Origin of the sequence: Shewanella decolorationis, assembly GCF_004354305.1 — a bacterium.
Classification (GTDB): domain Bacteria; phylum Pseudomonadota; class Gammaproteobacteria; order Enterobacterales; family Shewanellaceae; genus Shewanella; species Shewanella decolorationis.
Genome location: NZ_CP037898.1, coordinates 3,202,956 through 3,226,662, shown reverse-complemented (window position 1 = coordinate 3,226,662; position 23,707 = coordinate 3,202,956). Strand labels below are relative to the sequence as shown.

The 23,707-nt window shown below is 48.1% G+C and carries 18 protein-coding genes, 1 pseudogene and 1 riboswitch; of the genes and pseudogenes, 8 read left to right on the top strand and 11 right to left on the bottom strand.

The genetic code is table 11. The annotated features are described in order from the left end of the window. Positions 1 to 135 precede the first annotated feature (135 nt). Positions 136 to 759, top strand: a pseudogene (locus EYR25_RS14435) (integrase core domain-containing protein); the annotation flags it as partial. Between the two features lie 10 nt (positions 760 to 769). On the opposite strand, the gene EYR25_RS14430 reads toward EYR25_RS14435, so the two are convergent. Then, positions 770 to 2,071 carry a DEAD/DEAH box helicase gene (locus EYR25_RS14430; RefSeq protein ID WP_023268183.1) on the bottom strand — a complete coding sequence of 434 codons (1,302 nt, stop codon included), beginning with the start codon at positions 2,069 to 2,071 and terminating at the stop codon, positions 770 to 772. A gap of 510 nt (positions 2,072 to 2,581) precedes the next feature. Further along, positions 2,582 to 4,150: a methyl-accepting chemotaxis protein gene (locus EYR25_RS14425; RefSeq protein WP_133180985.1), complete on the bottom strand. Its 1,569-nt coding sequence runs from the start codon at positions 4,148 to 4,150 to the stop codon at positions 2,582 to 2,584. A 477-nt stretch (positions 4,151 to 4,627) separates the two neighbouring features. On the opposite strand from EYR25_RS14425, the gene EYR25_RS14420 reads away from it, so the two are divergent. Beyond that, positions 4,628 to 5,875, top strand: a complete 1,248-nt coding sequence (locus EYR25_RS14420) for an HD domain-containing phosphohydrolase (RefSeq protein ID WP_133182887.1) — start codon at positions 4,628 to 4,630, stop codon at positions 5,873 to 5,875. 76 nt (positions 5,876 to 5,951) lie between these two features. On the opposite strand, the gene EYR25_RS14415 is transcribed toward EYR25_RS14420, so the two are convergent. Further along, on the bottom strand, positions 5,952 to 7,757 hold the full coding sequence (locus EYR25_RS14415; RefSeq protein WP_133180983.1) for an aminopeptidase P family protein: 1,806 nt from the start codon (positions 7,755 to 7,757) through the stop codon (positions 5,952 to 5,954). A gap of 361 nt (positions 7,758 to 8,118) precedes the next feature. Between EYR25_RS14415 and EYR25_RS14410 the strand changes: the two genes are divergently transcribed. Both EYR25_RS14410 and EYR25_RS14405 read left to right on the top strand, forming a co-directional pair. Continuing rightward, a complete protein-coding gene (locus tag EYR25_RS14410) occupies positions 8,119 to 8,910 on the top strand; it encodes an ROK family protein (protein ID WP_133180981.1) in 792 nt (263 codons plus the stop codon). 499 nt (positions 8,911 to 9,409) lie between these two features. Then, a riboswitch (cyclic di-GMP riboswitch) is annotated at positions 9,410 to 9,498 on the top strand. Between the two features lie 108 nt (positions 9,499 to 9,606). Next, entirely contained in the window at positions 9,607 to 12,213 is a 2,607-nt protein-coding gene (locus EYR25_RS14405; protein ID WP_133180978.1) for a glycosyl hydrolase family 18 protein, read from the top strand. A 66-nt stretch (positions 12,214 to 12,279) separates the two neighbouring features. Here the strand turns inward: EYR25_RS14405 and bamJ are convergent, their stop codons facing one another. Beyond that, positions 12,280 to 12,750, bottom strand: coding sequence for a BamJ family beta-barrel-assembly machinery protein (gene bamJ, locus EYR25_RS14400; RefSeq protein WP_133180976.1), 471 nt, complete (start codon positions 12,748 to 12,750; stop codon positions 12,280 to 12,282). Positions 12,751 to 12,971: 221 nt separating this feature from the next. Here bamJ and EYR25_RS14395 point away from each other — a divergent pair, with 221 nt between their 5' ends. Then, on the top strand, positions 12,972 to 14,300 hold the full coding sequence (locus tag EYR25_RS14395) for a short-chain fatty acid transporter (RefSeq protein WP_133180974.1): 1,329 nt from the start codon (positions 12,972 to 12,974) through the stop codon (positions 14,298 to 14,300). Between the two features lie 131 nt (positions 14,301 to 14,431). Here the strand turns inward: EYR25_RS14395 and EYR25_RS14390 are convergent, their stop codons facing one another. After that, positions 14,432 to 14,911, bottom strand: a complete 480-nt coding sequence (locus EYR25_RS14390) for an HPP family protein (RefSeq protein ID WP_133180972.1) — start codon at positions 14,909 to 14,911, stop codon at positions 14,432 to 14,434. A gap of 251 nt (positions 14,912 to 15,162) precedes the next feature. On the opposite strand from EYR25_RS14390, the gene EYR25_RS14385 reads away from it, so the two are divergent. Further along, positions 15,163 to 15,771 (top strand): TetR/AcrR family transcriptional regulator, encoded by a 609-nt coding sequence (locus EYR25_RS14385; protein WP_133180970.1) that lies wholly within the window; start codon positions 15,163 to 15,165, stop codon positions 15,769 to 15,771. A gap of 8 nt (positions 15,772 to 15,779) precedes the next feature. Here EYR25_RS14385 and EYR25_RS14380 read toward each other — a convergent pair whose 3' ends face one another. From EYR25_RS14380 to EYR25_RS14365, 4 genes are all read right to left on the bottom strand, one after another. Continuing rightward, complete coding sequence (locus EYR25_RS14380; RefSeq protein ID WP_133180967.1) at positions 15,780 to 16,130, bottom strand: DUF1294 domain-containing protein; 351 nt, start codon at positions 16,128 to 16,130, stop codon at positions 15,780 to 15,782. Positions 16,131 to 16,245: 115 nt separating this feature from the next. After that, the gene (locus EYR25_RS14375; protein WP_165953505.1) at positions 16,246 to 17,490 is read right to left on the bottom strand and encodes a DUF418 domain-containing protein; all 1,245 of its coding nucleotides are present in this window, start codon (positions 17,488 to 17,490) and stop codon (positions 16,246 to 16,248) included. Between the two features lie 144 nt (positions 17,491 to 17,634). Further along, a complete protein-coding gene (locus EYR25_RS14370; RefSeq protein WP_133180965.1) occupies positions 17,635 to 18,072 on the bottom strand; it encodes a nucleoside deaminase in 438 nt (145 codons plus the stop codon). Between the two features lie 99 nt (positions 18,073 to 18,171). Further along, positions 18,172 to 18,666 (bottom strand): hotdog fold domain-containing protein, encoded by a 495-nt coding sequence (locus tag EYR25_RS14365; protein WP_133180963.1) that lies wholly within the window; start codon positions 18,664 to 18,666, stop codon positions 18,172 to 18,174. A 237-nt stretch (positions 18,667 to 18,903) separates the two neighbouring features. Here EYR25_RS14365 and EYR25_RS14360 point away from each other — a divergent pair, with 237 nt between their 5' ends. Together EYR25_RS14360 and EYR25_RS14355 are read left to right on the top strand one after the other, a co-directional pair. Next, positions 18,904 to 19,818: a polyprenyl-phosphate transporter gene (locus EYR25_RS14360; protein ID WP_011626843.1), complete on the top strand. Its 915-nt coding sequence runs from the start codon at positions 18,904 to 18,906 to the stop codon at positions 19,816 to 19,818. A gap of 200 nt (positions 19,819 to 20,018) precedes the next feature. Then, positions 20,019 to 21,617: an RCC1 domain-containing protein gene (locus EYR25_RS14355; protein ID WP_133180961.1), complete on the top strand. Its 1,599-nt coding sequence runs from the start codon at positions 20,019 to 20,021 to the stop codon at positions 21,615 to 21,617. A 78-nt stretch (positions 21,618 to 21,695) separates the two neighbouring features. Here the strand turns inward: EYR25_RS14355 and EYR25_RS14350 are convergent, their stop codons facing one another. Together EYR25_RS14350 and EYR25_RS14345 are read right to left on the bottom strand one after the other, a co-directional pair. Continuing rightward, entirely contained in the window at positions 21,696 to 22,376 is a 681-nt protein-coding gene (locus EYR25_RS14350; protein WP_086903341.1) for a helix-turn-helix transcriptional regulator, read from the bottom strand. 41 nt (positions 22,377 to 22,417) lie between these two features. Then, the gene (locus tag EYR25_RS14345) at positions 22,418 to 23,692 is read right to left on the bottom strand and encodes an L-cysteine desulfidase family protein (protein ID WP_086903342.1); all 1,275 of its coding nucleotides are present in this window, start codon (positions 23,690 to 23,692) and stop codon (positions 22,418 to 22,420) included. Between the last annotated feature and the right edge of the window lie 15 nt (positions 23,693 to 23,707).

Sequence of the window (23,707 nt, the reverse complement as noted above, 5' to 3'; positions counted from 1 at the left end):
CGCAAAAATCATCGACATCGCAAAACACTTCCACTAATTTATGCATAGGCCCTCCGGTGTGATGGGGTTTCTCTTGGTCGAAAGATCCGATCACTTGGAGGGCTATTAGTTCAAATTTTCTTATCCCGAGTTCAGGTTACCTATCGTAGGAAACCAGATTACATCAGGTATGTTCGCCCAGTTCCTTGCGATAGAATACAAATGGATACCTGCAAGATAGGGCCGAATCTCTATCAATACAACTCGATTGACGATTGCACCCGCTATAGGGTTTTAAGGCTGTATAGCCGCAGAACTGCTGCTAACACACTGGATTTCATTGATTGCGTTATTGATGAAATGCCATTTCCAATTCTGCGTATTCAAACAGATCGTGGCCGCGAGTTCTTTGCCTTTAAAGTCCAAGAGAAATTGAAGATCTATGGAATCAAATTCAGACCAAATAAACCTGCTTCACCTCACCTAAATGGCAAAGTAGAGCGCTCGCAGAAAACGGATAAAGCTGAGTTTTATGCAACGGTAGACTTAGCATCAGACGATTTAGATAACCTGCTTGCTGAGTGGCAGCATTACTACAACTGGGAGAGGCCTCATAGCGCACACCATGGGAAAACACCCATGGAGCGATACTTCGAAATGGCTGAGCAAACGCCTTATTCTGAAGAGGTTCAGGAGCTTTATGAACCAGCAAAAGAACCTCTTCAAGAACAAAACTACAGGCTTGAATTGGAGCTGAGAAGATTGAAACGATCTCTATGAATCACACAGTTTATTTTAGCTTTTTCGCTTTGCTTGGGGCTTGGCCAACCTTCATTTTCACCCGGCGGCCCTGCATGCTTTTTTCGGCGATGATCTGCTCGCTGACGTTGTCGAGTCGCTGTTGTTTCTTGGCAAAACTACGACGGGTTTGTAGCTGCTTTAACAGCAAGTCGCGACTACCGACTTCGTATCCTGGCACGGTAATTCGACGAATTTTTTGGCCGATTAGCTTTTCAATATCAGCGAGTGTGCGCTCTTCTTCACGGCTCACAAATGAAATTGCAACCCCAGATTTACCCGCGCGGCCGGTACGGCCAATACGGTGCACATAGTCTTCGGCAAGGAAAGGTAAGTCGAAGTTGACCACGTACTCAAGGCTTGGGATGTCTAAGCCTCGGGCGGCGACTTCGGTGGCAACTAAAACGCGCACTTTACCGGATACAAACTCACGCAGCGCACGGCGACGGCTACCTTGTGCCTTTTCTCCGTGGACGACTTCAGAAGGAATACCGTCTAAATTCAATTCTTTCACTAAGGTGTCAGCCGCATCGCGCGTTGCGGTAAAGACTAACACTTGTTGCCAGTTCTTTTTGCCAATCAGCTCGGATAAGAGTTCGCGTTTACGGCGCTGCTCAACTGGATACACCACTTGGCTTACGGTATCGGCTGTGGTGTTTTGCTTATCGGCACTGATCACCTGAGGCTTGACCATCATCTCGTTGGCCAGATTTTTTACTGCGCTCGAGAAAGTAGCCGAAAACAACAGGTTTTGACGTTTCTTATTCACCGCTTGGAGGATTTTTTGAATATCGGCATTAAAGCCCATGTCTAACATACGGTCGGCTTCATCGAGCACTAAAAAATCTACGTTAGAGAGGCTTAAATTACAGGCGGTAAGATGCTCAAGTAAACGGCCGGGTGTCGCGACAATAATATCAGCACCGCGTTTAAGTTTTTGCGCCTGAGTCTCAATCTTTACGCCACCGTAAATAGTTAATACGCTGAAATTTAAGTATTTGCTGTAGGCTTCAACGTTATCGGCGACTTGAGCGGCCAGTTCACGAGTCGGCGTTAAGATTAATACTCGCGTGTTCGATTTTAAGGTTTCGCTGGGATTTTCTGCCATCTTTTGCAGAATAGGGAGAGCGAATGCCGCTGTTTTACCCGTGCCTGTTTGGGCGCTCGCCAGCACATCTTGCCCCCGGCGGATGGCGGGGATGGCCTGTTGCTGAATAGGTGTCATTTTTTGATAACCGCAATCTGAGATAGCGCGTAAAATCTCGGGGCAAAAACTAAAAGATTCAAATCTCATTTTGGATTCCTGTCAGTCACTTATTCAATCATTCAAGCGCATCATTCTATTGTTTAAAGCGCACTCTGCCGCACTTTATTCATTACAGCAGCGCTTCACTAAAATAGTGCTTCAAACCTATGCACTTGCTTACGCATTCCCACCACTCTGTATTTTCATTTTCGCACTTTGTGCAGCAGAAAAATGGCGGGCGCGGAGTATAGCAAAATTTTCGGTTAAAACCTGTACTTTTTAACCTTTTGGGCTTTTATACCAATCACATTAAATATCTAATCAGTTCAGAGTCTCACAGGCATCTCAATCCAAGGCGCATTGAAGAAGAAATGGTTATTAAGTCAATGTAACACGGAAGCGAGATGCCTGTGAGGCTCCCGCTGAATGAACAGATATTTAATACGATTGGTATTATGGCGCAGTGTTAGCGGGTTTTGACATGGATAAAGGCGTTGGAAAGGCTGAAGTGAAGCGTCTCGCACCATTGTCTGTATCGACAATGGTGCGATAGGCATATTAACCAAAGGCGCGGCGTAGACCGAGCGCCTTTTCGGCGTTTTGTTTGAGGTGATTGGCGGCATCACCAATTTGATGGGTGGCGGCGAGGTTTTCGCTACTGGTTTGGGTGATGGAGTGAATGTTGTTAGTGATTTCATGCACCACTTGGCGCTGCTGATCGGCGGCCACCGCGTTTTGCTGGGCGAAGGTGTGGATCTCACTTACCTCTTGGTAAATGGTGTTGACGTTCTCGGCGGAAGTTTGAATATCGTTAGCACACAACTCGGCATGTTGACGACTTTGCTCCATCTCCTTCGCCCAAGCATTTAGCATGCTGAACATTTTGTCGACGCTCTGGGAAATACTGTTAGTTGATAACTGAGTTCGGCTCGACAGTGCGCGTACTTCATCAGCTACCACCGCAAAGCCGCGCCCTTGTTCACCCGCTCTAGCGGCTTCAATGGCCGCATTCAGGGCGAGCAGGTTAGTTTGCTCGGCAATCGAGTCAATCTCACCCATGGCGCTGGCAACCCGCTCGGCTTCTTGATTGAGTTGATGGGCATTATTGGCCGCATCGGCGACGGATTTGGCTAATTGCTCAACTTTTTGGGTGTTGGCCTTCATATTGGCGCTGCTTTTGAGACAGAGATCATAGGCGGTGTTGATACTGGTCGAGGTCAGCTGAGTATTTTGCGCGACTTCGGCAATGGTAGAGCTCATTTCTTCCATTGCACTGGCGAGTTGCTCAAGCTGGTTTTTCTCTTGATCTAGACTGACATAGGTTTGCTCAGTGGTCACCACCAGCTGATCGGCAATGGCGTGCAACTGATGAGCCTGATCTTGAGTGCGTCCAAGTACGCCGTTCATCTTGGCTTGCAATAGGATCAATTGGAAATCGAGAATCGATGAGGTATCTGCGCCCGAGTAGATATAGCGGCTGATAGAGTCATATTTCTCCTGCATTTCAATCAATTTGGCTGGAATGCGAAAGGCCTCGTCGTAGAAAATGGCCAGATTGAGGCTCATCAAAACCGCCCCTGCGAAAATCACGCCCCAACCCCAAAAGTAACCTGCAATCAGTAAACCTGTGGTAGCGACGACTGCGGAGACAAAACGTTTTTGCATTAAGCTGAGTGGTTTAGGGATGGGTTTATTTTGTATTAGCCTGCGGTAGATCTCCGTGGCTTTACTGACATAGGCCGCCTGCGGCTGAATACGCACCGACTGATAACCTATGATAGTCCCATTCTCAAACAGGGGAGAAACAAAGGCATCGACCCAATAATAATCACCATTTTTACAGCGATTTTTGACTATGCCTCGCCAGGATTGGCCGGATTTCAGCTTTTCCCACATCTCTTTAAAGGCGTCACTAGGCATATCTGGGTGACGCACTTTGTTGTGGGGATAGCCAATTAATTCTTCGACACTATAACCTGATACTTCTGCAAAACGTTGATTAACGTAGGTAATAATCCCACGGGTATCAGTGGTAGAAATTAACTCGTCTTGTGGTTTTAGGCGGATTTCTTGTGCATTGCTATGGATATGGCTGTTTTTACTGCGGATAGGGTTACTCTGGCTCATTTAGTGTGTCCATTCAGGGCCGATACGACTTTTAGGGTAAATATAATGGGTAGAACAGGTGCCAGCTCTCATGGGGGCGGGCTGATTATGTGATAATGGTATCATTTTTGTGTGGGTATTGGAGAGCGGTTTTTTAGCTTTACCCGCAACCAAAGTAATGTTTTATTGCTTTTATAAGGTTTTGCAAATATTAGTTTTTTTATTGTTGGTTAAACGAGTTTTTATCCTGCCTTTCACCAAATTTAGTGTGATATCTACTTTAGTGTTAGCGGTTTTTCTTAAGGTAAAAATAACCTTAGATTCACAACGCGTCCTGAAATTTTTTACTAAGCTCATTAACATATTGGTTTGCGGTTTTTATTTGGTTTGTACAAGACAAAATGTTATCAGATAGAGATGTTAGAGAGTTCTAAAGGTAAGGCGATTAAGGGTTTTAGACTTACTCACAAGCTAGCATTGGATTGCAAAAGGATTTTTATGGCTAGAGCAGAGCCGAGAGAGTTTACCCGATATACATCTGGTCTTTCCCACTGGCGCAGAGTGATTTTTAAACGGTTATTTGGTTTTCTTGCGATCCTGTGTGTGCCTGTGTATTTCACCAGTGTTTATCTTTGTATTGCTGCCAATTTATGGGGCATGGCGATTTTTGATACCTTTGCATATTTGTTATTAGTCTTATTGCTTTTTTATCCTCATGTTTCTGATCGGCTTAGATTTAGTTTAGGATGTTTGCTTGCCTATGCCATTGGTGTTGGCTTTCTTATTGCGATAGGGCCGTCAGGCGCTGGATTTTTCTGGCTATTTATTTTCCCTCCGCTGAGTAACATTTTTTTAGGCACTAAGGCGAGCATCTACGCCCAAGTTTTAAATGGTGTGAGCTTAATTTTGATTGGGGTGGCGTATCATTATGAGTGGCTGATTTGGCCCGTCACTCAAGGATATAGCACTGGCATTTTGGTTGTTGTTTCAATCAATTTTCTCGTAACCAATGCCATGGTAACCCTGACTATCGCATATCTCTTAGGCAAGTTAACCTCCTCCCTCGATTCTACTCTGGCTTCTCGGCAAGCGACTGTACTGGGCTTAGCTAAGCTTGCTGAATATCGAGATAATGAAACCGGAGCGCATTTGTTGAGAATGCGGCAATACTCAAAAATGCTCGCTACCCAGCGAATGTTGGCTGACAATCCGCCTCCAGAATTAGATGAAGACTTTATCCAAGATATTAGCTTATCGGCAATTTTGCATGACATAGGCAAAGTTGGCATTGCCGATGCGATTTTGCTAAAACCAGGCCGATTAACACCTGAAGAGTTCGAGCAAATCAAGGCGCACCCCGTGATCGGCGGGCAGGTTCTGGCTAGTTTGTTAGAGTATGCTCCCCAATGCACCTTTATTAAAATGGGTAGGGATATTGCTTCAGGACACCATGAAAAATGGGATGGTAGTGGTTATCCACTTGGATTAAAAGAAGAAAATATTCCCTTATCCGCAAGAATTGTCGCACTTGTCGATGTGTATGATGCATTAACATCGCCACGCTGTTATAAGCGGCCCTTTAGTCATGAAGATGCCAAAGCCATGATTCTTGAGGGGCGAGCCACACATTTTGACCCTGCCTTAGTTGATTGTTTTATGCAAATTCATACTGAGTTTGAGGTGTTGTCAAAAGCGTCGTTACATGATGATCCTCAGTTAACGGTGGCACAACCTAAAACGTTGTAACCTCAATACGCTAAAACAATAAACCCAAGACTGATTGTCTTGGGCTTATGTGGTTTGGGTTTTTAACGATGAGTGATTAAATGGCTTTTGTCGCCTGTTTGAGCCACTCAAGCTCACTGCCCGACATTAATGGCGATAAGGTATTAAACACTTTCTGATGGTAAGCATTAAACCAGTCGATTTCGCCTTGGGTTAACAGGCTCTTATCGATAAGGCGAGCATCCATTGGGATCAGCGTTAAGGCATCGAATTCATACATTTCACGCTCTGCGCCCTTTAAGGCTTCGCAGTGTTGCACTACCACTAGGTTTTCTAAGCGGATCCCAAAACTGTCGGCGCGGTAATAGCCTGGCTCGTTGGATAACACCATGCCAGGCATTAGGGCGATGGCATTGAGGTTTTTACCGATGCGCTGCGGGCCTTCGTGCACGCTGAGGAAATGACCGACGCCGTGGCCAGTGCCGTGGTCGTAATCAAACCCATGTCGCCACAGATATTGGCGGGCGAAGGCATCGAGTTGTTGCCCCGTTGTGCCTTTAGGATAGCGGGCTTGATCTAAGGCGATATGGCCTTTTAATACCAAGGTGACCATTTTCTTCTGTTCATCGGTCACTTTACCAATGGCGATGGTGCGAGTGACATCCGTGGTGCCGTCCAGATACTGAGCGCCAGAATCCACAAGGTAGATGCTGTTCATCGTCATCATCGCAGGCGTACCATTGTTATGGTTGTAGTGGCACATGGCAGCATTGGCGCCTGCGGCAGAAATGGTATCGAAACTTGGCTCGCGATATTGTGGATCTTCGAGGCGGAAGCTTTCTAACTTGTCGGCGAGGGTTGCTTCATCGTGCAGACGATTGGCGGCGACCTCTGCATCGAGCCAAGCGAGGAAACGACTCACGGCCACACCATCACGGATATGGCTGGCGCGCATGCCGGCTAATTCGGCGGCATTTTTCTGTGCCTTAGGCAGGGAGACGGGGTCGATACCAGCAATTAACTTGGCGCCTGCATCGCGGGCCAGATTTTGTGCCCAAGCGTTAGCAGAATTTGGATCGGCGAGCAGTTTCACGCCCTGTAGGCTTGCCAAGGTATCGGCAAGGGAAGCTTCGCTGTTAAAGCTCACACCTGCTCCAACGTGTTCCTCAATGCCTTCAGGGAGTTTGCTTAAATCGGTGAACAGTTGCATATCGCCATTGGCGTGAAGTAGCGCGCAGCCGAGCACTACGGGAAGACGCGGCACATCGTTTCCACGGATATTGAGCAGCCAGCAGAAGGAGTCCAAAGCGGCGATCAGCGCGACATCGGCGCCCGCTTTTTTGACTAATGCGCCAATCTCGGTCCGTTTTTGCAGGCTGGTTTTACCCGCACTCTCATTACTAAATAGCGTGATAGGTGCGCTCGATGGTGCAGGTCGGTTTTGCCAGTGTTTATCAATCGGATTCTGTTCGACAGCAACCAGTTCAATTTGGGCTTTCGCTAATGTCGCTTTGGCGTTTTCAAACCAAGCTAAGGTGTGTAAACGGGCATCAAATCCTACGCGCGCACCAGCGGTTAACGTGTCACATAGCCATTCGATTTGCGGTGTGTCGGTCAGGCTTTCATAACTGAAGAGATTTGCATCCACCTGCAGACGCACTTGCACCGTATAACGACCATCGGTAAAGATGGCGGCTTTGTCTTTTAAGACAATAGCCATGCCCGCAGAGCCAGTAAAATCGGTTGCCCAGTACAGACGCTCGTTATGCTCAGGCACATATTCGCCTAAATACTCATCGGCGCGCGGGATGATAAAGGCATCTAAATTGGCACTGGCGAGTTCACTACGAATGGCGGCAAGACGGTTAGCAATCTTATTAGGCTGTTGGGATGATAACGACATAGGGGCTCCAAATATTGGCATTGGCGGCTGACGTAGGCGGCCAAATTATCCTGCGTAAGGTTGGCGAAAAGGATGCGAATTGGCGGCGATTATCGCAAGCTCTACGCTTAAGATGCAAGGGGATGGAATAAAGGATTTTGTATACAATTTTGTTTTTTAGGCATCACTTAGCGGTAACAAGGTGTGTGATCTTAGGCGAATTCTCAAATTGAAATGTTATCTTTATCACTCAGTTCTTTCGACTAATTCTTACAAATTAGCTACTTAAGTTTTATTCAATCGCTAATATTGGCTCATTATGCTAACATTCGCCATCTCCGCTCGGGGTCAGAGGGGAGCACATGTATCAGTGGAGTTGGCGATGCAAACATTAACAATAGACGTGGGCGGTAGCAAAGCCCTGTTTGAACTTCAACTCAAGGGGCATACAGAACAATATAAAATCCCCACGGGTGAAGGCTTTAAAATTGAAGATTTAAATGATCAAATCGCGGCGCTGGAACGGGATTATGATTTACAGAACTACCATTTAGCGATCGCTGTACCTGGACTCGTACAACAGAATCGTTTGGTGTCCTGTAAATCTCTGCCCGGTCTCAATGGGCTAGATTTTGAAACCGTGAAAACCCAAGGCGAACTTAAGTTTATCTGCAATGATATCGACGCCGGTATGCAGGCAACCTGTGACGAAAAATATGCCTGTGAGCTGTTAGTCATGTGTGGCACTGGAATAGGCATGTCGATCGCGTTGAGCGGCAAGGCTTTTACGGGGGCGACGGGAGTCGCGGGGGAGCTTGGGCATTGCCGGGTGATGACGGAGGCGGGGGAGTTTAGTCTAGAGCAACTCGCCAGCGGTGATTCTATCCGCAGCCGTAAGATTGCTACCGCCGATGATTTATATCTTGCTGGCACTTATCTTGGGATGGGGCTGGCGTGGGCGGTTAATCTGTTTAATCCGAATCGGATTTGGTTAGCAGGCGGCATGATGAATAGTGCGCCGTATTACAAGGGTTGTCTCGATAGTTTAAGACGCATGGCCCTAAGAGCGCCGTTAGCCGAAATGAAGATTAATCGTGTCGATAATATGGAGACCTTAGTCTGCCGTGGCTTATCGGTGATCTTGGCAAGGGATTACTCGAAGGACGCCGCCTAACGGCATTCGATTGAGGTGCGAATAGACCAAGATTAAGGCGTGATAGGTTCGTTCAGGCTATCAATCTTTGCTTGCTGACGCAGATATTGATTCAGATATTGATTCAGATATTGATTCAGATATTGATTCTGATTGGGTCGAGAACAACAGCATGCGGCCATCGAATTTGTGTATGCAGTACACTGTGCATATCACCTTGTTCGATGACCGCATTTTTGTTTACACGAGTTATCAAGGTGTCTTGTATAACCTCTTTCTTAAGAATTTCGATTTTTGTGTTGTTTTTGCTGTTGATTACTCGAGGCGATGATTCGACTCAATTGCATAATCAATCCCTTTAAATACAATTAATTGCTAATTTTTTTGAACTCAATAGTTCTACCTTTCTTTAAAGCCAATCCGGTGTTGATAATCGGTGCAACGGCCTGTTTGTTAATATTTAGTTGCAATTTAACGCTATCTCGGCATATGCTAATTAATGTAATGACAACGTTGTCATTTGTGTAAAAGGCAAACCAATCGAAAGATTGGGACGCAAAGCCTCCGGTCTAAGGGTTCGTTTGTACCTATGATAGCGGGGATACCACAGGTTGTTTCTTCATGCTGCCGTTGTGCGCACATGGTTTTAAGAGTGTTGTTTCCTGTCTACGCTTTGTTTGCCTTATTGATGCCTAACTTACTCAATAGGGAAATCTCATGTTTAAGACTCAAATCTCCACTTCGGCGATGCTGGTGGCCTCGGTGCTGGCATCCGCGGCCAGTTTCCAAGCCTTTGCAGCGCTCCCCGGTAAACCGACCTTAGGTTGGGGGGAAACCAAGTTTGCCATTATCGAGGTGAATCAAGCCGCCTCAGCCTATAACCAATTAGTGACGGTTAAAGATGCCGCCGATGTGTCGGTAAGTTGGAATCTGTGGAATGGCAATGTAGGTGATAAAGCTCAGGTTTTACTCAATGGCAGCCCTGTGTGGGAAGGGCCATCAGGCGCTTCTGGAACCGCAAATTTTAAGGTGAGTAAAGGTGGTCGTTATCAGATGCAAGTGCAACTGTGTAACAGTGACGGTTGTACAAAAAGCGATGCTAAAGAAATCCTCGTTGCTGATACTGATGGCAGCCATCTAGTCCCACTGAATGCGCCTTTAAAGGAAAACAATCGTCCCTACGCGAATAAATCGGGCAAAGTGGTCGGGGGGTATTTCGTAGAGTGGGGCGTTTATGGACGTAAATTCCCTGTCGATAAGATCCCCGCGCAAAACTTAACCCATATTTTATATGGCTTTACCCCGATTTGTGGTGGTAATGGCATCAACGACAGCTTAAAGGAAATCGAAGGCAGCTTTGAAGCATTACAGCGCGCCTGTGCTGGCCGTGCCGATTTTAAAGTGGCGATTCACGACCCTTGGGCGGCGGTGCAAATGCCGCAGGCGGGGGTGAGTGATTACTCCGATCCCTACAAAGGCAACTTCGGCCAATTGATGGCATTAAAGCAAGCCTATCCCGATTTGAAGATCCTCCCGTCCGTTGGCGGCTGGACGCTCTCCGATCCCTTCTACTTTTTAGGGGATAAAACCAAGCGCGACACCTTTGTCGCTTCAGTGAAGGAGTTTTTACAAACTTGGAAGTTCTTCGATGGTGTAGATATTGATTGGGAGTATCCAGGTGGTGGCGGGGCAAACCTCAATTTGGGTAATGCGAATGACGGAGAAACCTATGTCACCCTGATGCGTGAATTGCGGGCGATGCTCGATGAGCTCAGCGCCGAAACTGGACGCAGCTATGAGCTGACGTCGGCCATCAGTGCGGGCGGTGATAAGATTGCTAAGGTCGATTATCAGGCGGCGCAGCAATATGTGGATTACATCTTCCTGATGAGTTACGACTTTAATGGTGGCTGGACTAATACAGAGCTTGGACATCAAACCAATCTCTATGAGGCGAGCTGGGATCCTAATACCCGTTACACCACGGACAAAGGCGTAAAAGCACTGCTCTCTCAAGGGGTGACGCCGGGTAAGATTGTGGTTGGCGCCGCTATGTACGGCCGCGGCTGGACTGGGGTGAATGGCTATAGCGGTAACAATCCTTTTACGGGCACAGCAACGGGCAAAGTGAAGGGCACCTGGGAAGCGGGCGTAGTGGATTATCGCCAGATTGCTAAGGATTATATGGGCGCAGGTTGGAGCTATGCCTATGATGAAACCGCCGAAGCACCATCAGTCTTTAATGCATCTACGGGTGATTTAATTACCTTCGACGATGCTCGTTCTGTTAAAGCCAAGGGCCAATACGTGTTGGCCAATCAGCTCGGTGGTCTGTTCGCGTGGGAACTGGATGCCGATAATGGCGACATACTCAATGCCATGCACGAAGGTCTAGGCCATGGTGAGGGCTCGACGCCACCTGCAAATAAAGCGCCGATTGCCAATGCGGGAGCGGATATCACGGTAACGGGTGCTGCGGATGTGACGCTCAACGGCAGCGAGTCGCGGGATCCTGAAAACGGTACCTTGAGCTATCAATGGAGCCAAGTCTCGGGCCCAACTTTGAGTATCAGTAATGCGGATATGGCCAATGCGCTGGTGCAGCTGAGCGAGGCAGCATCGGATGTGGTGTATGTGTTTAGCCTGCGAGTCACAGATCCTGAAGGATTATCGTCAACCGATACAGTGACTCTCACCCATAAGGCTGAGACGGCAAACCAAGCGCCTGTGGTGATAGTGCCAGCGAACGTGACGGTTGAAGCGGGGCAATCGGTGAGCATTAATGCGACGGCGACCGACGCCGATGGCGACAGCCTCACCTACGCATGGACAGTGCCCAGCGGCGTGGCGGCGAGTGGACAAAACAGTGCCACACTGGTGGTGACGGCGCCAGCTGTTACTCAATTGACCCAATACAGTTTGAGTGTATTGGTCTCCGATGGCGCCTTAGATGCCGGTGCAGCCTTAACCTTAACCGTGACGCCTAAGGCGACGGGTGGTCAATGTGACGCAACTGACCCTAATGCGGCCAACTATCCCGCCTGGAATACGACAAGCATTTACAACACGGGTGATACCGTGAGTTATAACCAACTGGTTTGGAAGGCGAAATACTGGACTCAAGGTAACACACCTTCAAGAACCGCCGACCAATGGCAATTGTTAAGTCAGGTCGAGTTGGGCTGGGATGCGGGTGTTGCCTACAACGGCGGTGCAACCACTAGCTATAAAGGTCGCAAGTGGCAGGCCAAATGGTGGACAAAGGGAGATGTCCCCGGTGTCGCGTCCGTTTGGACTGATATTGGTGCTGCAACATGCCCGTAAGGGATAGCTAGAGCGCCTAAATGGAACAAAGCCATGCAGTGCATGGCTTTGTTTTTAAAATCGAAATTAATTTATCTTTAGCAGTTCAACATCAAAAATCAGTACCGAACCACCGCCAATTTTGCCAGTGCTGCGGTTGCCATAGGCCAGTTCGCTCGGGATAAAGAAGCGGTACTTATCGCCTTCGACCATCAATTGCACGCCTTCGGTCCAACCTGGAATGACACGATTGAGTGGGAAAGCAACAGGTTCACCGCGCTCGACCGAGCTATCAAACACAGTGCCATCAATTAAAGTGCCGTGGTAATGCACAGTCACTGTATCACTCGCCTTAGGATGAACCGTGCCAGAGCCTTGCTGTAACACTTGATACTGCAAACCAGAGGCGGTGGTTTTCACCCCTTCTTGGTTTTTGTTTTGCGCTAAAAACTCATTACCTAAACGGATATTTTCTTGGGCCGCTTTTTGGTTATTCATCGAGGTAAAGAAGTAAAAAATCACCCCAGCAATCACAACAACGGCAAGTAACATTTTCATTTTAAGGAGCACCTCAGTCAATTTTGGCCATGTTATCAGTTTTTTAGCCGAAGTGGCTAGCGCCTCGGTTTGGCGCGGTGCTGGATGATCCGCGTTACATTTTCTCACTGTTTTAAAATGGCCAAAGACTTTATCCCGTTTTAGAGATCGCTTAACCTGTGACATTAGACTCTACAAAAACTCAATAAAAACAGATAAGAAGAATAAACAAGGACAGTCTTATGTTAACCAAAGCGGCAAAACCTCTGGTCAAGCTCGTCGACCGATATTTACCCGACCCTTATATCTTTGTCTTGCTCTTAACCTTAGTGGTGCTGATTTCGGCCGTGGTAGCTGAGCAGAAAACCCCACTCGAAGTCATCAATTACTGGGGTGATGGCTTTTGGGCACTGCTGAGTTTTTCGATGCAGATGCTCTTAGTACTGGTGGCAGGATTTATGCTCGCCAGCTCGCCACCGATTAAGAAATTACTCGATGGCATCGCAGGATTTGCCAAGTCGGCGCCTCAGGCGATTATCTTAGTGACCTTGGTTTCCCTCGCCGCCAGTTGGATTAACTGGGGATTTGGCTTAGTGGTCGGCGCCTTATTCGCTAAGGCCTTAGCGCGTAAAGTGCGTGTAGATTACCGTTTATTGGTTGCCAGTGCTTACTCGGGATTTGTGGTTTGGCATGGCGGCTTAGCGGGCTCGATTCCGCTAACCATTGCCACGGCGGGGCATTTCTCAGAATCACAAATCGGTATTATCCCCACTAGCGAGACCATCTTCGCTAGCTTTAACCTGCTGTTAGTGCTGATTTTGTTTGTGGTGATGCCATTGGTGAACCGCTTTATGTTGCCCGAAGACAAAGACAGCATTTATGTCGACCCTAAGGCGCTTGAGGATGGGGGCGCAGACGATAAAGCGGTACAGTTAACGGCCAATACGACTCGTCCCGCGGATAAATTAGAAAACAGTCGCTTGCTCGGTTGGAGTGTCGGCGGCGCGGGACTCGTTTACTTAGGCTATTACTTTGCGGTGCAGGGTGGCAGCTTAAACCTTAACCTAGTCAACTTCTTATTTTTATTCCTCGCCATAGTGCTGCATCAAACGCCACGCAGTTTATTGCTGAGTCTCAACGAAGCCATTAAAGGCGGCGCGGGTATCGTTATTCAGTTTCCTTTTTACGCTGGCATTATGGCGGTGATGGTGCAATCGGGGTTAGCCCAGAGTATTTCCGAAGGTTTTGTGGCCATCGCCAGCGCCGAAAGCCTGCCATTTTGGAGCTTTATCAGTGCAGGGATTGTGAATATTTTCGTGCCTTCGGGGGGCGGACAATGGGCGGTGCAGGCGCCGATTATGTTACCTGCGGCCGAAGCCTTGGGCGCCGATGTGGCACGTGTTGCTATGGCAGTGGCTTGGGGTGATGCGTGGACCAATCTTATCCAGCCTTTCTGGGCGCTGCCTGTGTTAGCGATCGCCGGATTAAAGGCGAGGGATATCATGGGGTTCTGTTTAATGCAGTTGCTGATAACCGGGGTGATTATCAGTATCGCCCTAAGCTGGTTTTAAGCGAAAGCTTACGGTTTTGATAAAGGGCAATCTCACTTGCCCTTTATTTTTATCCTCTTCTTTATTCTCTTTTTTAGCCACTTCACCCCTAAATGCTTTAACACGTTAAGGTTTTAGTGTTTTGACGCAGCTTAAAACCATTTCTGCGGATAGGGGCGTCGACACAGCAGATTATGATACAGCCAGCCAAAGGATAGGATCAGCACTAGACCACTGGCGACCGGCGAATATAAAAAGTCCCACCCTTGCGCGGTCAGCATAATAACTAGCGGGTTTGCTCCAGCAGGAGGATGCACTGTGTGGGTCAGCATCATCAATGCGATTCCCGCCCCTACGGCCAACCCTAAACTCAGCGGCGAGACGCCCACACTGTGGAGGATGATAAGTCCCATCAGACTAGTGAGTAGGTGGCCGCAGACAATGTTTCTTGGCTGCGCCAATGGGCTATCGGGAAGGGCAAATAAAATCACCATAGTGGCGCCAAAAGGGGCCATCAGCCACAACAGGTGCGAACTCATTTGCTCCAAGCTTGCTAAGGCACTGATACATAACATGGCACCTATGCCTGCGAGCAGTGCCGATTTTAATTGCTGTTGGCTTATCACTTTCATTATCTGTCCTTTGAGCCCAACTTGGCTATCGCGCAAGGGCTATGGTTTATATGGTGAATATCAATGGCTGCGGCTTTGGGAGGGCAGTGTTGAGTTGCCCGTTGACTCTATCCCAGTGGCCGCGTTGCACTTAATTGTGTTGAATCTTTAACGGGTAGACCAGTCTGTCTACCCAGTATCATTGCATGAGTAGACTAAGTTGTCTACCTGTGAGAAGATACGTTTAAATCCTAATTGCAGAGGAAGGCGATATGCCGCAACCCGAAGTGTTGTCAGATATGCCCTTAGATAAACGTCAACAGCTCATCAGCACGGCATTTAAACTGTTTTATTTTCAGAGCGTACATGGGGTAGGCATTAACCAGATTTTGCAGGAGTCGGCGATTGCCAAAAAAACCTTGTACCATCATTTTGCCAGTAAGGATGAGTTGGTCGAAGCTGTGGTGCTGTACCGCGACCAAGTGTTTTATCAATGGTTAAGCGAGCGAGTGCAGGCGGCCGAGACGGGTAAGGCGGGGATCCGCGCGTTATTTATGGCGCTCGATGACTGGTTTAATCAAAGAGTGCCGCAGTTGTGTGAGTTTCGGGGCTGTTTTTTTATTAATGTGAGTGCCGAATTTACCGATGCCAGCCATCCAGTGCATCGTTTGTGCGCCGAGCATAAACAGCGGGTGGCAGATTTAATCGATCAGCAAGTGGCAGCCTTGGGCTTGTCCGAGGCAAAAGCGGCTTATCTTGTCGATACCCTATGCCTATTGAAGGAAGGCGCCATAGTGTCGGCGCAGCTGCGCGGCGACACAGGTGCTGCCATGCAAGCGTTAAAAGCTATCGAGCAATTGATTGAAATAGAAACACATTAGCGTGACTGTTAAATCAATCTATCCATGAAACCCGTTTGGATCCCATAACCCAGCAGGGCTAAGTTGGTCACGACCGTAAGCCAAAACAGTTGGCGAAAGGCGGCTTTGACCGATTTATGCCGTAGTAGCTGCTGGGCAAACAGTGCGCCGGGCCACCCACCGAGGAGAGACATTAAATGCAGGGTGCTTTCCTTGGTGCGCCAGCGGCCTTTACGCGCCGCCGATTTGTCGAAGGCGTAGGCGATAAAGGTGGATAAACTCAGCAGCAGATATAAACCCACAATCGCGATGGGCAGCATATGCCACCAAGCTGCGCCGATTAGCATCGCCAGAAAAACCAGCGCTAATAACAAAGGCATCGAACTCTGACGCGAGCGCGCGGCTCTGGGCTTAGCGGCTCTTGATTCTGTGGCTCTAGATTGAGTCACTCTACTTTGAGTCGCTTTTCGTTCATGTACTGGAGCGGACGGCGTTTTATTGGCTCTTTTGTTGTTCATTGTTCGAGTTCAAATGGCTACTAGCGTTGATGGACTTAAAGGCGAGCTGGCGCCAGAGTTTTTCGAGTGGCCCTTGGTGAAAGTAGCGTAAATACAAGCTTGCCAGTAGCAATTGTAGCAGCGAGTAACCCAGCGCTATCGCCATATAACCGCCCCTGTCGAGGGTTAATAGTAACTCGGGGGCGAAGTGGCGAAAGATAAACACACCGACAATGGATTGCAATATATACAAACTAAAGGCGAGTTTGCCGACATTTTGCAAAGGTCTTAGCACTGTCGAGCGGTTTTGGCAGATTTTAACCAATATATGAATGTAAATCAGTGCGGTAGGGATAGCACTTAGCATGACTATGATGTCCGAAAACATCACCAGTATTGGGTTTTGAGTTAATCCCAGCAGGCTATCTAGGGTGGAGAGCACTAAGCTGGCTAAAACCAGCTTAATTAAGGTGTTTCGCTCAAACCCCTGCTCGAAGCTACCTTGGCGATAGAGCGCCATCCCGAGCAGCATCAACCCACCCGTGAACCACATTAAGGTGAAGGGAATGACCAGCGCCATGTAGCCGACCTGCATAACATGCAGGAACAGTTGATTAGGGTAACTTGCTGTCCAAGCACTGTATTGCTCGGCGAATAAGGGCGATTCGCGGGTAAAGAGTTCGTCACTGCCCATGATGCTGATTAAGCAGATAACCACTAACGAACTGAAAATAAAAATATTGGCCTTACGTTTTAACTCGGCGATGCTGGCATCTCGGTAGCAGAGTGCTAAAAAACCGCTGATCCCATAGGTCAGTAAAATATCACCGGGCCAGATAATGATGCCGTGGATCAGGCCAAAGACAATCAACCATTTCAAGCGTGAGCGCAGCAGCGAATAGGCCGCTAAGCCTTTATCGCTAAATCGTTGGTACTGAATATAAAGCCCAACGCCAAATAAGATGGAAAACAAGCTGATAAAGCGCCCTTCAATAAAGAAATTGCTAAAGGCTTCTAGCACTTGATCTGAGAGTAATGGGATTTGATGGGGTGCATAGCCATAAAAGCTTATCCCCATAAAATAGATATTCATAAAAAATATTCCCAATACCGCTAGCCCACGTATGGCATCGAGGTTGGCATTACGTTCAGTTGGGATAGGCTGATGGGGCGTGTGAGTCGCATCGACGGGATTTCCCCAAGGATCCTGGGCAGCTTGAGTGATAGGTTTGATAGCAGGCATCCTTTTGCTATTAGGGATAATAAACCGAGTCAGCTCGGCGAGATTGAGTTGATAATACAAGGCGCTAGCTTAACAGGCGCTCAAACCAAAGAACACTCAACGACATAAAGCGTTAGGCGCGTGAACCGCTTCGGAAGATATTGGCTATTCGCCAATATCTTCGTTCCACAGTTGTGGCTTGGCGGCGATAAAATCGCGCATTAACTGTTTGCACTCGTGATTGTCTACCACAGTCACCTCAACTCCGCGGGACTGCACATAGGCTTCAGGCCCTTGAAAGGTGACATTTTCACCGACCACCACCTTAGGGATGCCGTAGAGTAATATTGCCCCACTACACATATCGCAGGGGGAGAGAGTCGAATAAAGTGTGGCCTTTTGATAATCGGCGGCGGTTAGTCTGCCGGCATTTTCGAGGCAATCCATTTCGGCGTGCAGCACGGCGCTGCCTTGTTGCACGCGTTTGTTATGGCCGCGGGCGACAATTTTTCCGTCGATCACTAATACTGAGCCAATGGGGATACCGCCTTCGGCTAATCCTTGTTTGGCCTCATCAATGGCGGCATGTAAAAATTCATCCATTTCGTTCCCCTATCTTAGGTTGTTTGGCTTAGCATAGCAGCCTGCAAGCGTTGAGCAAGACAACCTAAGTGGTGATTTCGATTGATGATTAAGCTTGGTTTACTTCTGTGGCTTTTCTGAAATCCATAACTTGATATGTCCCTTCACGACCACAACACCTTGGGTGTCGTAGGCGGTTACAGGCACCAACATATCGCCGGGCGCCCACTGCTCTGGCGTGACTTCGGCAACACATAAAATATCACTGCCCGCCTTGGCGGTGTAATCGAGGCTCATGCCCTTAGGGATCCAACGCAGATGGGCTGGAATCGATGCTTCGGCCATCACGCCCATCGCCATTTCTAAGCCGTTACAGATGGCGATAACATGCACGGTTTTTATATGGTTATGAACGGCATGACGTTTTTTAATCAGGCAAGCGCAGCGGTTAAGGCGTAATTCAGTGATCAGTGGTTTGATGGTGCCAAAATAAGGCGCCATGCGTGATACCATGATGGAAAAGATTTTTTGGCCAAAGGGTAAGCCTTGGGTTTTATGGTAGAGCGCGAGAACCTTATTGGGCTTAGCGTTTGGGGTTTGTGCGTTAGGGCTCATGGTTATCCTTCATCGGAGTGCAAACTTAAGGTGTTAGTCTTGGGCCGCTGATATTTTTAATGCTTAGCGGCGTGCCTGTTTCTTTCTGGTCGGATGAGTGTAACATTGGGATAACATTAAATGCCAGTCGGCCGAATTAAGTAAACTTCATTTCGCGGTTTTTACGCTAACACCGTATAATCACGACAAATTTGTCATCAATGACACGTCATAATGATTTAACTACAAGGACTCACAGTGAAATATTTGCTGACCTATTTTAAGGGAATGGCCATGGGGGCCGCCGATGTGGTGCCTGGGGTTTCGGGTGGCACTATCGCCTTTATCACCGGTATTCTCGATACCCTGCTCGAAAGCGTTAAACGTATTAATCCGTCCCTTTGGGGCGTGATTAAGTCGCAGGGGATTAAAGGCGCCTTTGAACATATTAATGGTGGATTTTTACTGAGCCTATTAGCGGGCATCCTGACCAGTATTTTTACCTTCGCTAAACTGATTTCTTGGTTGCTGGTGGCACATCCCATTCCGATTTGGTCATTCTTCTTTGGCCTCATCATCATCTCTGTGGTGCACATGCTTAAACAGGTGAGCGGTTTTACGCTGGCGCGTTTGGGATTATTTGCCTTAGGGGTTTTGGCTGCTTGGGTGATCACTGTACTGAACCCTGTATCGGTCGAGGCCAGCTATTTAAATATTTTCTTCGGCGGTGCGATTGCCATTTGTGCCATGGTATTACCGGGAATTTCGGGCAGTTTTATCTTATTGCTGCTCGGCTTATATCCAGTGGTACTCGCGGCGGCAAAAAATATCCAAATCGATATCTTGGCCTGTTTTGCCGTTGGCGCTTTACTGGGAATTTTAAGCTTTAGCCATTTACTCTCGGCCTTGCTGCGTAAATACCATGATGCGACCGTAGTATTTCTCACGGGCTTGATGCTCGGCACCTTAGGTAAAATTTGGCCTTGGAAACAAACCTTAACCTGGCGTACTAACTCCCACGGTGAACAAGTGCCGTTATTGGAGCAAAATATTTCGCCGCTGAATTTTGAACAAGTGACGGGCCAACCTTCACAGCTGATGTTAGCTGTTGTGTGTATGTTGGCGGCCATCGCCTTAGTTTGGGGTTTAGAGAAGGTCGGCAAACGGGATTAAGCCAATCCTGTGGATGATATAAATAAAAGCAGCGATATTCGCTGCTTTTATGTTTTAAGGCCGATGGAATGTACTCGACTTTTGGGCAATGTTATTTTGCTGGTCCGTTAAGTTACAATCGCGCCTCAGAGTGCAAGCAGTCGATGTTGTGCATCCGTTTAAACTCAGTGAGAGTTTGCAGTTACGATAAGGATATAGTTGTGGAAAAAAAACAGGTCCCCTGGGTTGGCGTGGCGCTAGCCATTTTTGCCTTAGGTCATGTGGTTAACTTAATCATAGATAAGCAAGATTCTGAAATATCCCCAGAGTTAAAGCAGCAAATTTCTGACACTATTCAGGCTCACAGAACACCCGCTTTCGCGAATAATGTCTTGATTGATGAGCCAACCCCCCCTGAGATTGCTGAGACTTCGTCCAAAATCCCTATGCCTGCAGAATTAGCCGATGTGAGTCAAATCTACAGCAATCTCAATGCATTTGCGACGCTCAAACGAGACGGTACTGTAGTCACATGGGGTGATGGCGAGTGTGGTGGCGATAGCAATAACGCCGCCGAGCCTCTACTTAATGTAAAACAGCTGTATGCGGCAGAGGATACCTGCGGCTTTGCCGCGTTAACCCATGACCACAAACTGATCCCTTGGGGAATGGGGGATGAAACTATGCCTTGGACTCGAGGAGTGAGACCTGTACTGCATGATGTGCGCGATTTTGTGGTGGCTAAGGGGCTCTATGCCGCCATTAAGCAAGATGGAAGTGTCGTCAGTTGGTCTTTTGAAGATGCATCAACTGCCGAGCTAAGCTCTGGTAAGCACGCCGCGCCTGCGATGACTAACGTCGTGTCTGTATCTGTTAACTATCGGGCTTTTGCCGCCTTAAAACGGGATGGAACAGTAGTGACATGGGGGCAGGCTAATTATGGTGGCGATAGTCGCGAAGTCGCCTCAGCACTTAACAATGTGAAACTACTCTATGCTAATGATGATGCTTTTACCGCGATGACAGCGACGGGCAGATTGGTGTCATGGGGTAAGGTAAGAGAGGATCAAAAAGGCCGTGAGCAAGTGGCAAAGCTTAGCCAGCTTGCGCCTGCCGTGAAAGTTGTTGCTTCCAAAAATGGCTTTGCGGCGTTACTGGCTGATGGCAGCATTTATGCGTGGGGGGAAGGGGAGTTAACTGAGTATGATGTGCCATTCCCTGCTCGTTTATCTCGCCCAAATCGCGCCAATAAAGTGATTGATATTTTTGCCAATAATGACGCGTTTGCCGCCTTAACCATAGGTCGTCAACTTATCGTTTGGGGCAGTAAATACCATGGTGCTGATACGACAGTCCTTAAGGATAAGTTACAAAGCGTGCTTAAGGTTTATCCCTTTGATGAAGGATTTATCGCGCTACGTAGGGATAATACGGCTATCGCTTGGGAAGGATGGGAATTGGCAGAAAACCTGCCGCGTTATCAAGAGGTCACTCAGGTAAGTAAAGTGGTGACCTATGAACGTGAGTTTGCCTTTTTAAAGCAAGATGGCACTGTGGTTGATGGCCACTCTGGCCCCAAAACTGACATAACTCAAGCAACGGATATTTTCCCTACGGGGTTAGGCTTTACGGTTAAACGCCAAGATGGCTCGATTGCAGTATGGATGCGGGAAGATCCCGCGGTGACGCTAGATAAGCAAGCCGTTGATTTGAGTCATATGCGCGATATTCGCAGTAATTTGCTGGATGTGATTGCCCTAATGGACGATGGCACGATACAGGCTTGGGATGTAACAGGTAGAACGAGCAATGTGCTCTAAGCCAATGAGCAATCCCATTTGAAGCTAACAAGCTGATAAAAACAAAGGGCTAAGATGAAGATCTTAGCCCTTTTGTTTTTAAGCGAGGCTTTTCTCGCTTTCCGCCTGATTGGCTTTAATTTCACGCAAATAGCGGTAAATGGAATGCACAGAAATCCCTAATCGCGTGGCGGCCACTTGGGCGCTATCCTTGAGTTCGAAAATCCCTAACTCATGGAGTTGATTGACAATTTCACGACTCTTTTGTGAAGGGGAAATCGCAGGATTCGCACGCACCTCGTGGTTAACACTATCGATAGTGCTGTGCAGCGCCTCATCAATATTGCGTGCAAACACCTCGGGCGAACTGGTCAATTCGCTGCCGAGGAGCTGCTCTGGCATCATAGTGCGCAGCACAGATTGCAGCGGCGCATCCATATCTGTATTGATGCACAGCAGCCCAATCGGCAGGTTTTTAGGATTACGGATCACTGTGGTTATCGAACGTAACGTCTTACCGTTGGCACACTTGGTAAGGTAAGAGTTGGAAATATCCTGACCCGTTTTGAGCTTAAGCAAGGCCAGGTTCGTGATGGGCGCACCGACCTCACGGCCAGTGACATGACCATTGGCAATTTTGATCACCGAAGGGTGCTTAGCATCTAAGCTGTGTAGCACGACCTCTGTATGTTGGCCATACATGGCGGCAATCCCATCGACGATATTTTCGATGGACTTGAGTATATCCAGATCGCTTTGGGTTAAGTCTTGCAATTTCACAATATTCGGCCTTTTTCAGCAGCTTATCAGGAAAAACCGTCTTATTCAGACATGATGTTAATGATAGTGACATCCGTCGATGACATGCCATTGAGTACCATCTTGCCTATGTTCTTAATGGTTTTCTCAACATCTTTGGCAATGATACCTTGGCCTGAAACGTTTTGGCTGTTGAGCGCCATTAAGAAGGAGCGTACCGCCGCACTCGATGAGGTACTAACCTTCATCGCGCAGGAGGCTTTGGCTCCATCACAGACCATGCCCGAGCTGTCGCTGATGACGTTTTGAATCGCAAAGCAGGATTGCTCGAAACTGCCGCCCGCTAAATACACCATGGCCATAGAGGCGGCGGCGCTGGTGACCGTATTGCCACAGAATGCCGATAACGGCGGATAGTGGGACTTGATATAAATCGCCCCGAGGTGGCTCATGATCAGCGCGCGAGCCAGTTTCTCTTCGCTGACTTTATAACACTGAGCGGTGATCACTACAGGGATTGTCGCCGCAATCCCTTGGTTTCCACTGCCTAAATTGCTCATGGCGGGCAGATTGGCACCGCCCATACGCGCATCCGAAGCCGCAGCGGTGAGCATCACAATCTTATTGAGTAAGTCCTCACCGATGATCCCTGCGGCAATGCCGTTTTTCATGGTTCGACCGACTTCCAAGCCATAGGGTTTGGACATGCCTTCATCGGATAATTTACTGTTTAATTCCGAGGCTTTAAGAATAAATTGGATTTCTTCGAAGGGCACTTCTTGGGCGAAGCGGTAAATCGATTCAATATTGATATCGACGCCGTCGCAGATTGAGCCTGTGGCCTTGGTTTGGGCGCTATCGGCGGTAAAGACTAACTCACCATTTAAGCGCTTCTCGGCAATTAAGGTATGGCCGCCACAGATTTTTACCATGGCTTCTTGTTCGCCGGCGGTTAAGCTGACGCAGCAATAGATAAATTCGTCGGTCTCGGTACGTTCGACCTTCACTTTACCCGCATCAATAAGGGTTTGCGCCTGTGCCACTTGTTCAGGTGTCACGTTGGCCAAGACTTCTAATCCCGCATCGGCATTGCCTGCAAGCGCGCCTGCGGCTGCGGCGATAGCAAGACCGATTTTTCCAGTGCCAGGGACATAAACGCCCATCGAGTTTTTATACAAGTTATCAGAAACTTGCACCGCAATTGACTCGGGTTCTACCGGTAATAAGGTGCGTGCTACAGCCGCCGCATAGGCCGCGGCAATCGGCTCGGTACAGCCTAAGGCGGGTTTAACCACTTGGTTAATGATCTGAATGTATTGCTGCCATAGAGGTTTCATCGGGCTACAACCTTA

Excerpts from the sequence above, each read along its gene's own strand:
- EYR25_RS14425 (WP_133180985.1), bottom strand. The coding sequence starts at position 4,150 with ATGAGCCAGAGTAACCCTATCCGCAGTAAAAACAGCCATATCCATAGC.
- EYR25_RS14415 (WP_133180983.1), bottom strand. The coding sequence starts at position 7,757 with ATGTCGTTATCATCCCAACAGCCTAATAAGATTGCTAACCGTCTTGCC.
- EYR25_RS14395 (WP_133180974.1), top strand. The coding sequence starts at position 12,972 with ATGTTAACCAAAGCGGCAAAACCTCTGGTCAAGCTCGTCGACCGATAT.
- EYR25_RS14375 (WP_165953505.1), bottom strand. The coding sequence starts at position 17,490 with ATGCCTGCTATCAAACCTATCACTCAAGCTGCCCAGGATCCTTGGGGA.
- EYR25_RS14430 (WP_023268183.1), bottom strand. The coding sequence starts at position 2,071 with ATGAGATTTGAATCTTTTAGTTTTTGCCCCGAGATTTTACGCGCTATC.
- EYR25_RS14385 (WP_133180970.1), top strand. The coding sequence starts at position 15,163 with ATGCCGCAACCCGAAGTGTTGTCAGATATGCCCTTAGATAAACGTCAA.
- EYR25_RS14370 (WP_133180965.1), bottom strand. The coding sequence starts at position 18,072 with ATGGATGAATTTTTACATGCCGCCATTGATGAGGCCAAACAAGGATTA.
- EYR25_RS14345 (WP_086903342.1), bottom strand. The coding sequence starts at position 23,692 with ATGAAACCTCTATGGCAGCAATACATTCAGATCATTAACCAAGTGGTT.
- EYR25_RS14410 (WP_133180981.1), top strand. The coding sequence starts at position 8,119 with ATGCAAACATTAACAATAGACGTGGGCGGTAGCAAAGCCCTGTTTGAA.
- EYR25_RS14380 (WP_133180967.1), bottom strand. The coding sequence starts at position 16,130 with ATGCCTTTGTTATTAGCGCTGGTTTTTCTGGCGATGCTAATCGGCGCA.
- EYR25_RS14365 (WP_133180963.1), bottom strand. The coding sequence starts at position 18,666 with ATGAGCCCTAACGCACAAACCCCAAACGCTAAGCCCAATAAGGTTCTC.
- EYR25_RS14390 (WP_133180972.1), bottom strand. The coding sequence starts at position 14,911 with ATGAAAGTGATAAGCCAACAGCAATTAAAATCGGCACTGCTCGCAGGC.
- EYR25_RS14405 (WP_133180978.1), top strand. The coding sequence starts at position 9,607 with ATGTTTAAGACTCAAATCTCCACTTCGGCGATGCTGGTGGCCTCGGTG.
- bamJ (WP_133180976.1), bottom strand. The coding sequence starts at position 12,750 with ATGAAAATGTTACTTGCCGTTGTTGTGATTGCTGGGGTGATTTTTTAC.
- EYR25_RS14420 (WP_133182887.1), top strand. The coding sequence starts at position 4,628 with ATGGCTAGAGCAGAGCCGAGAGAGTTTACCCGATATACATCTGGTCTT.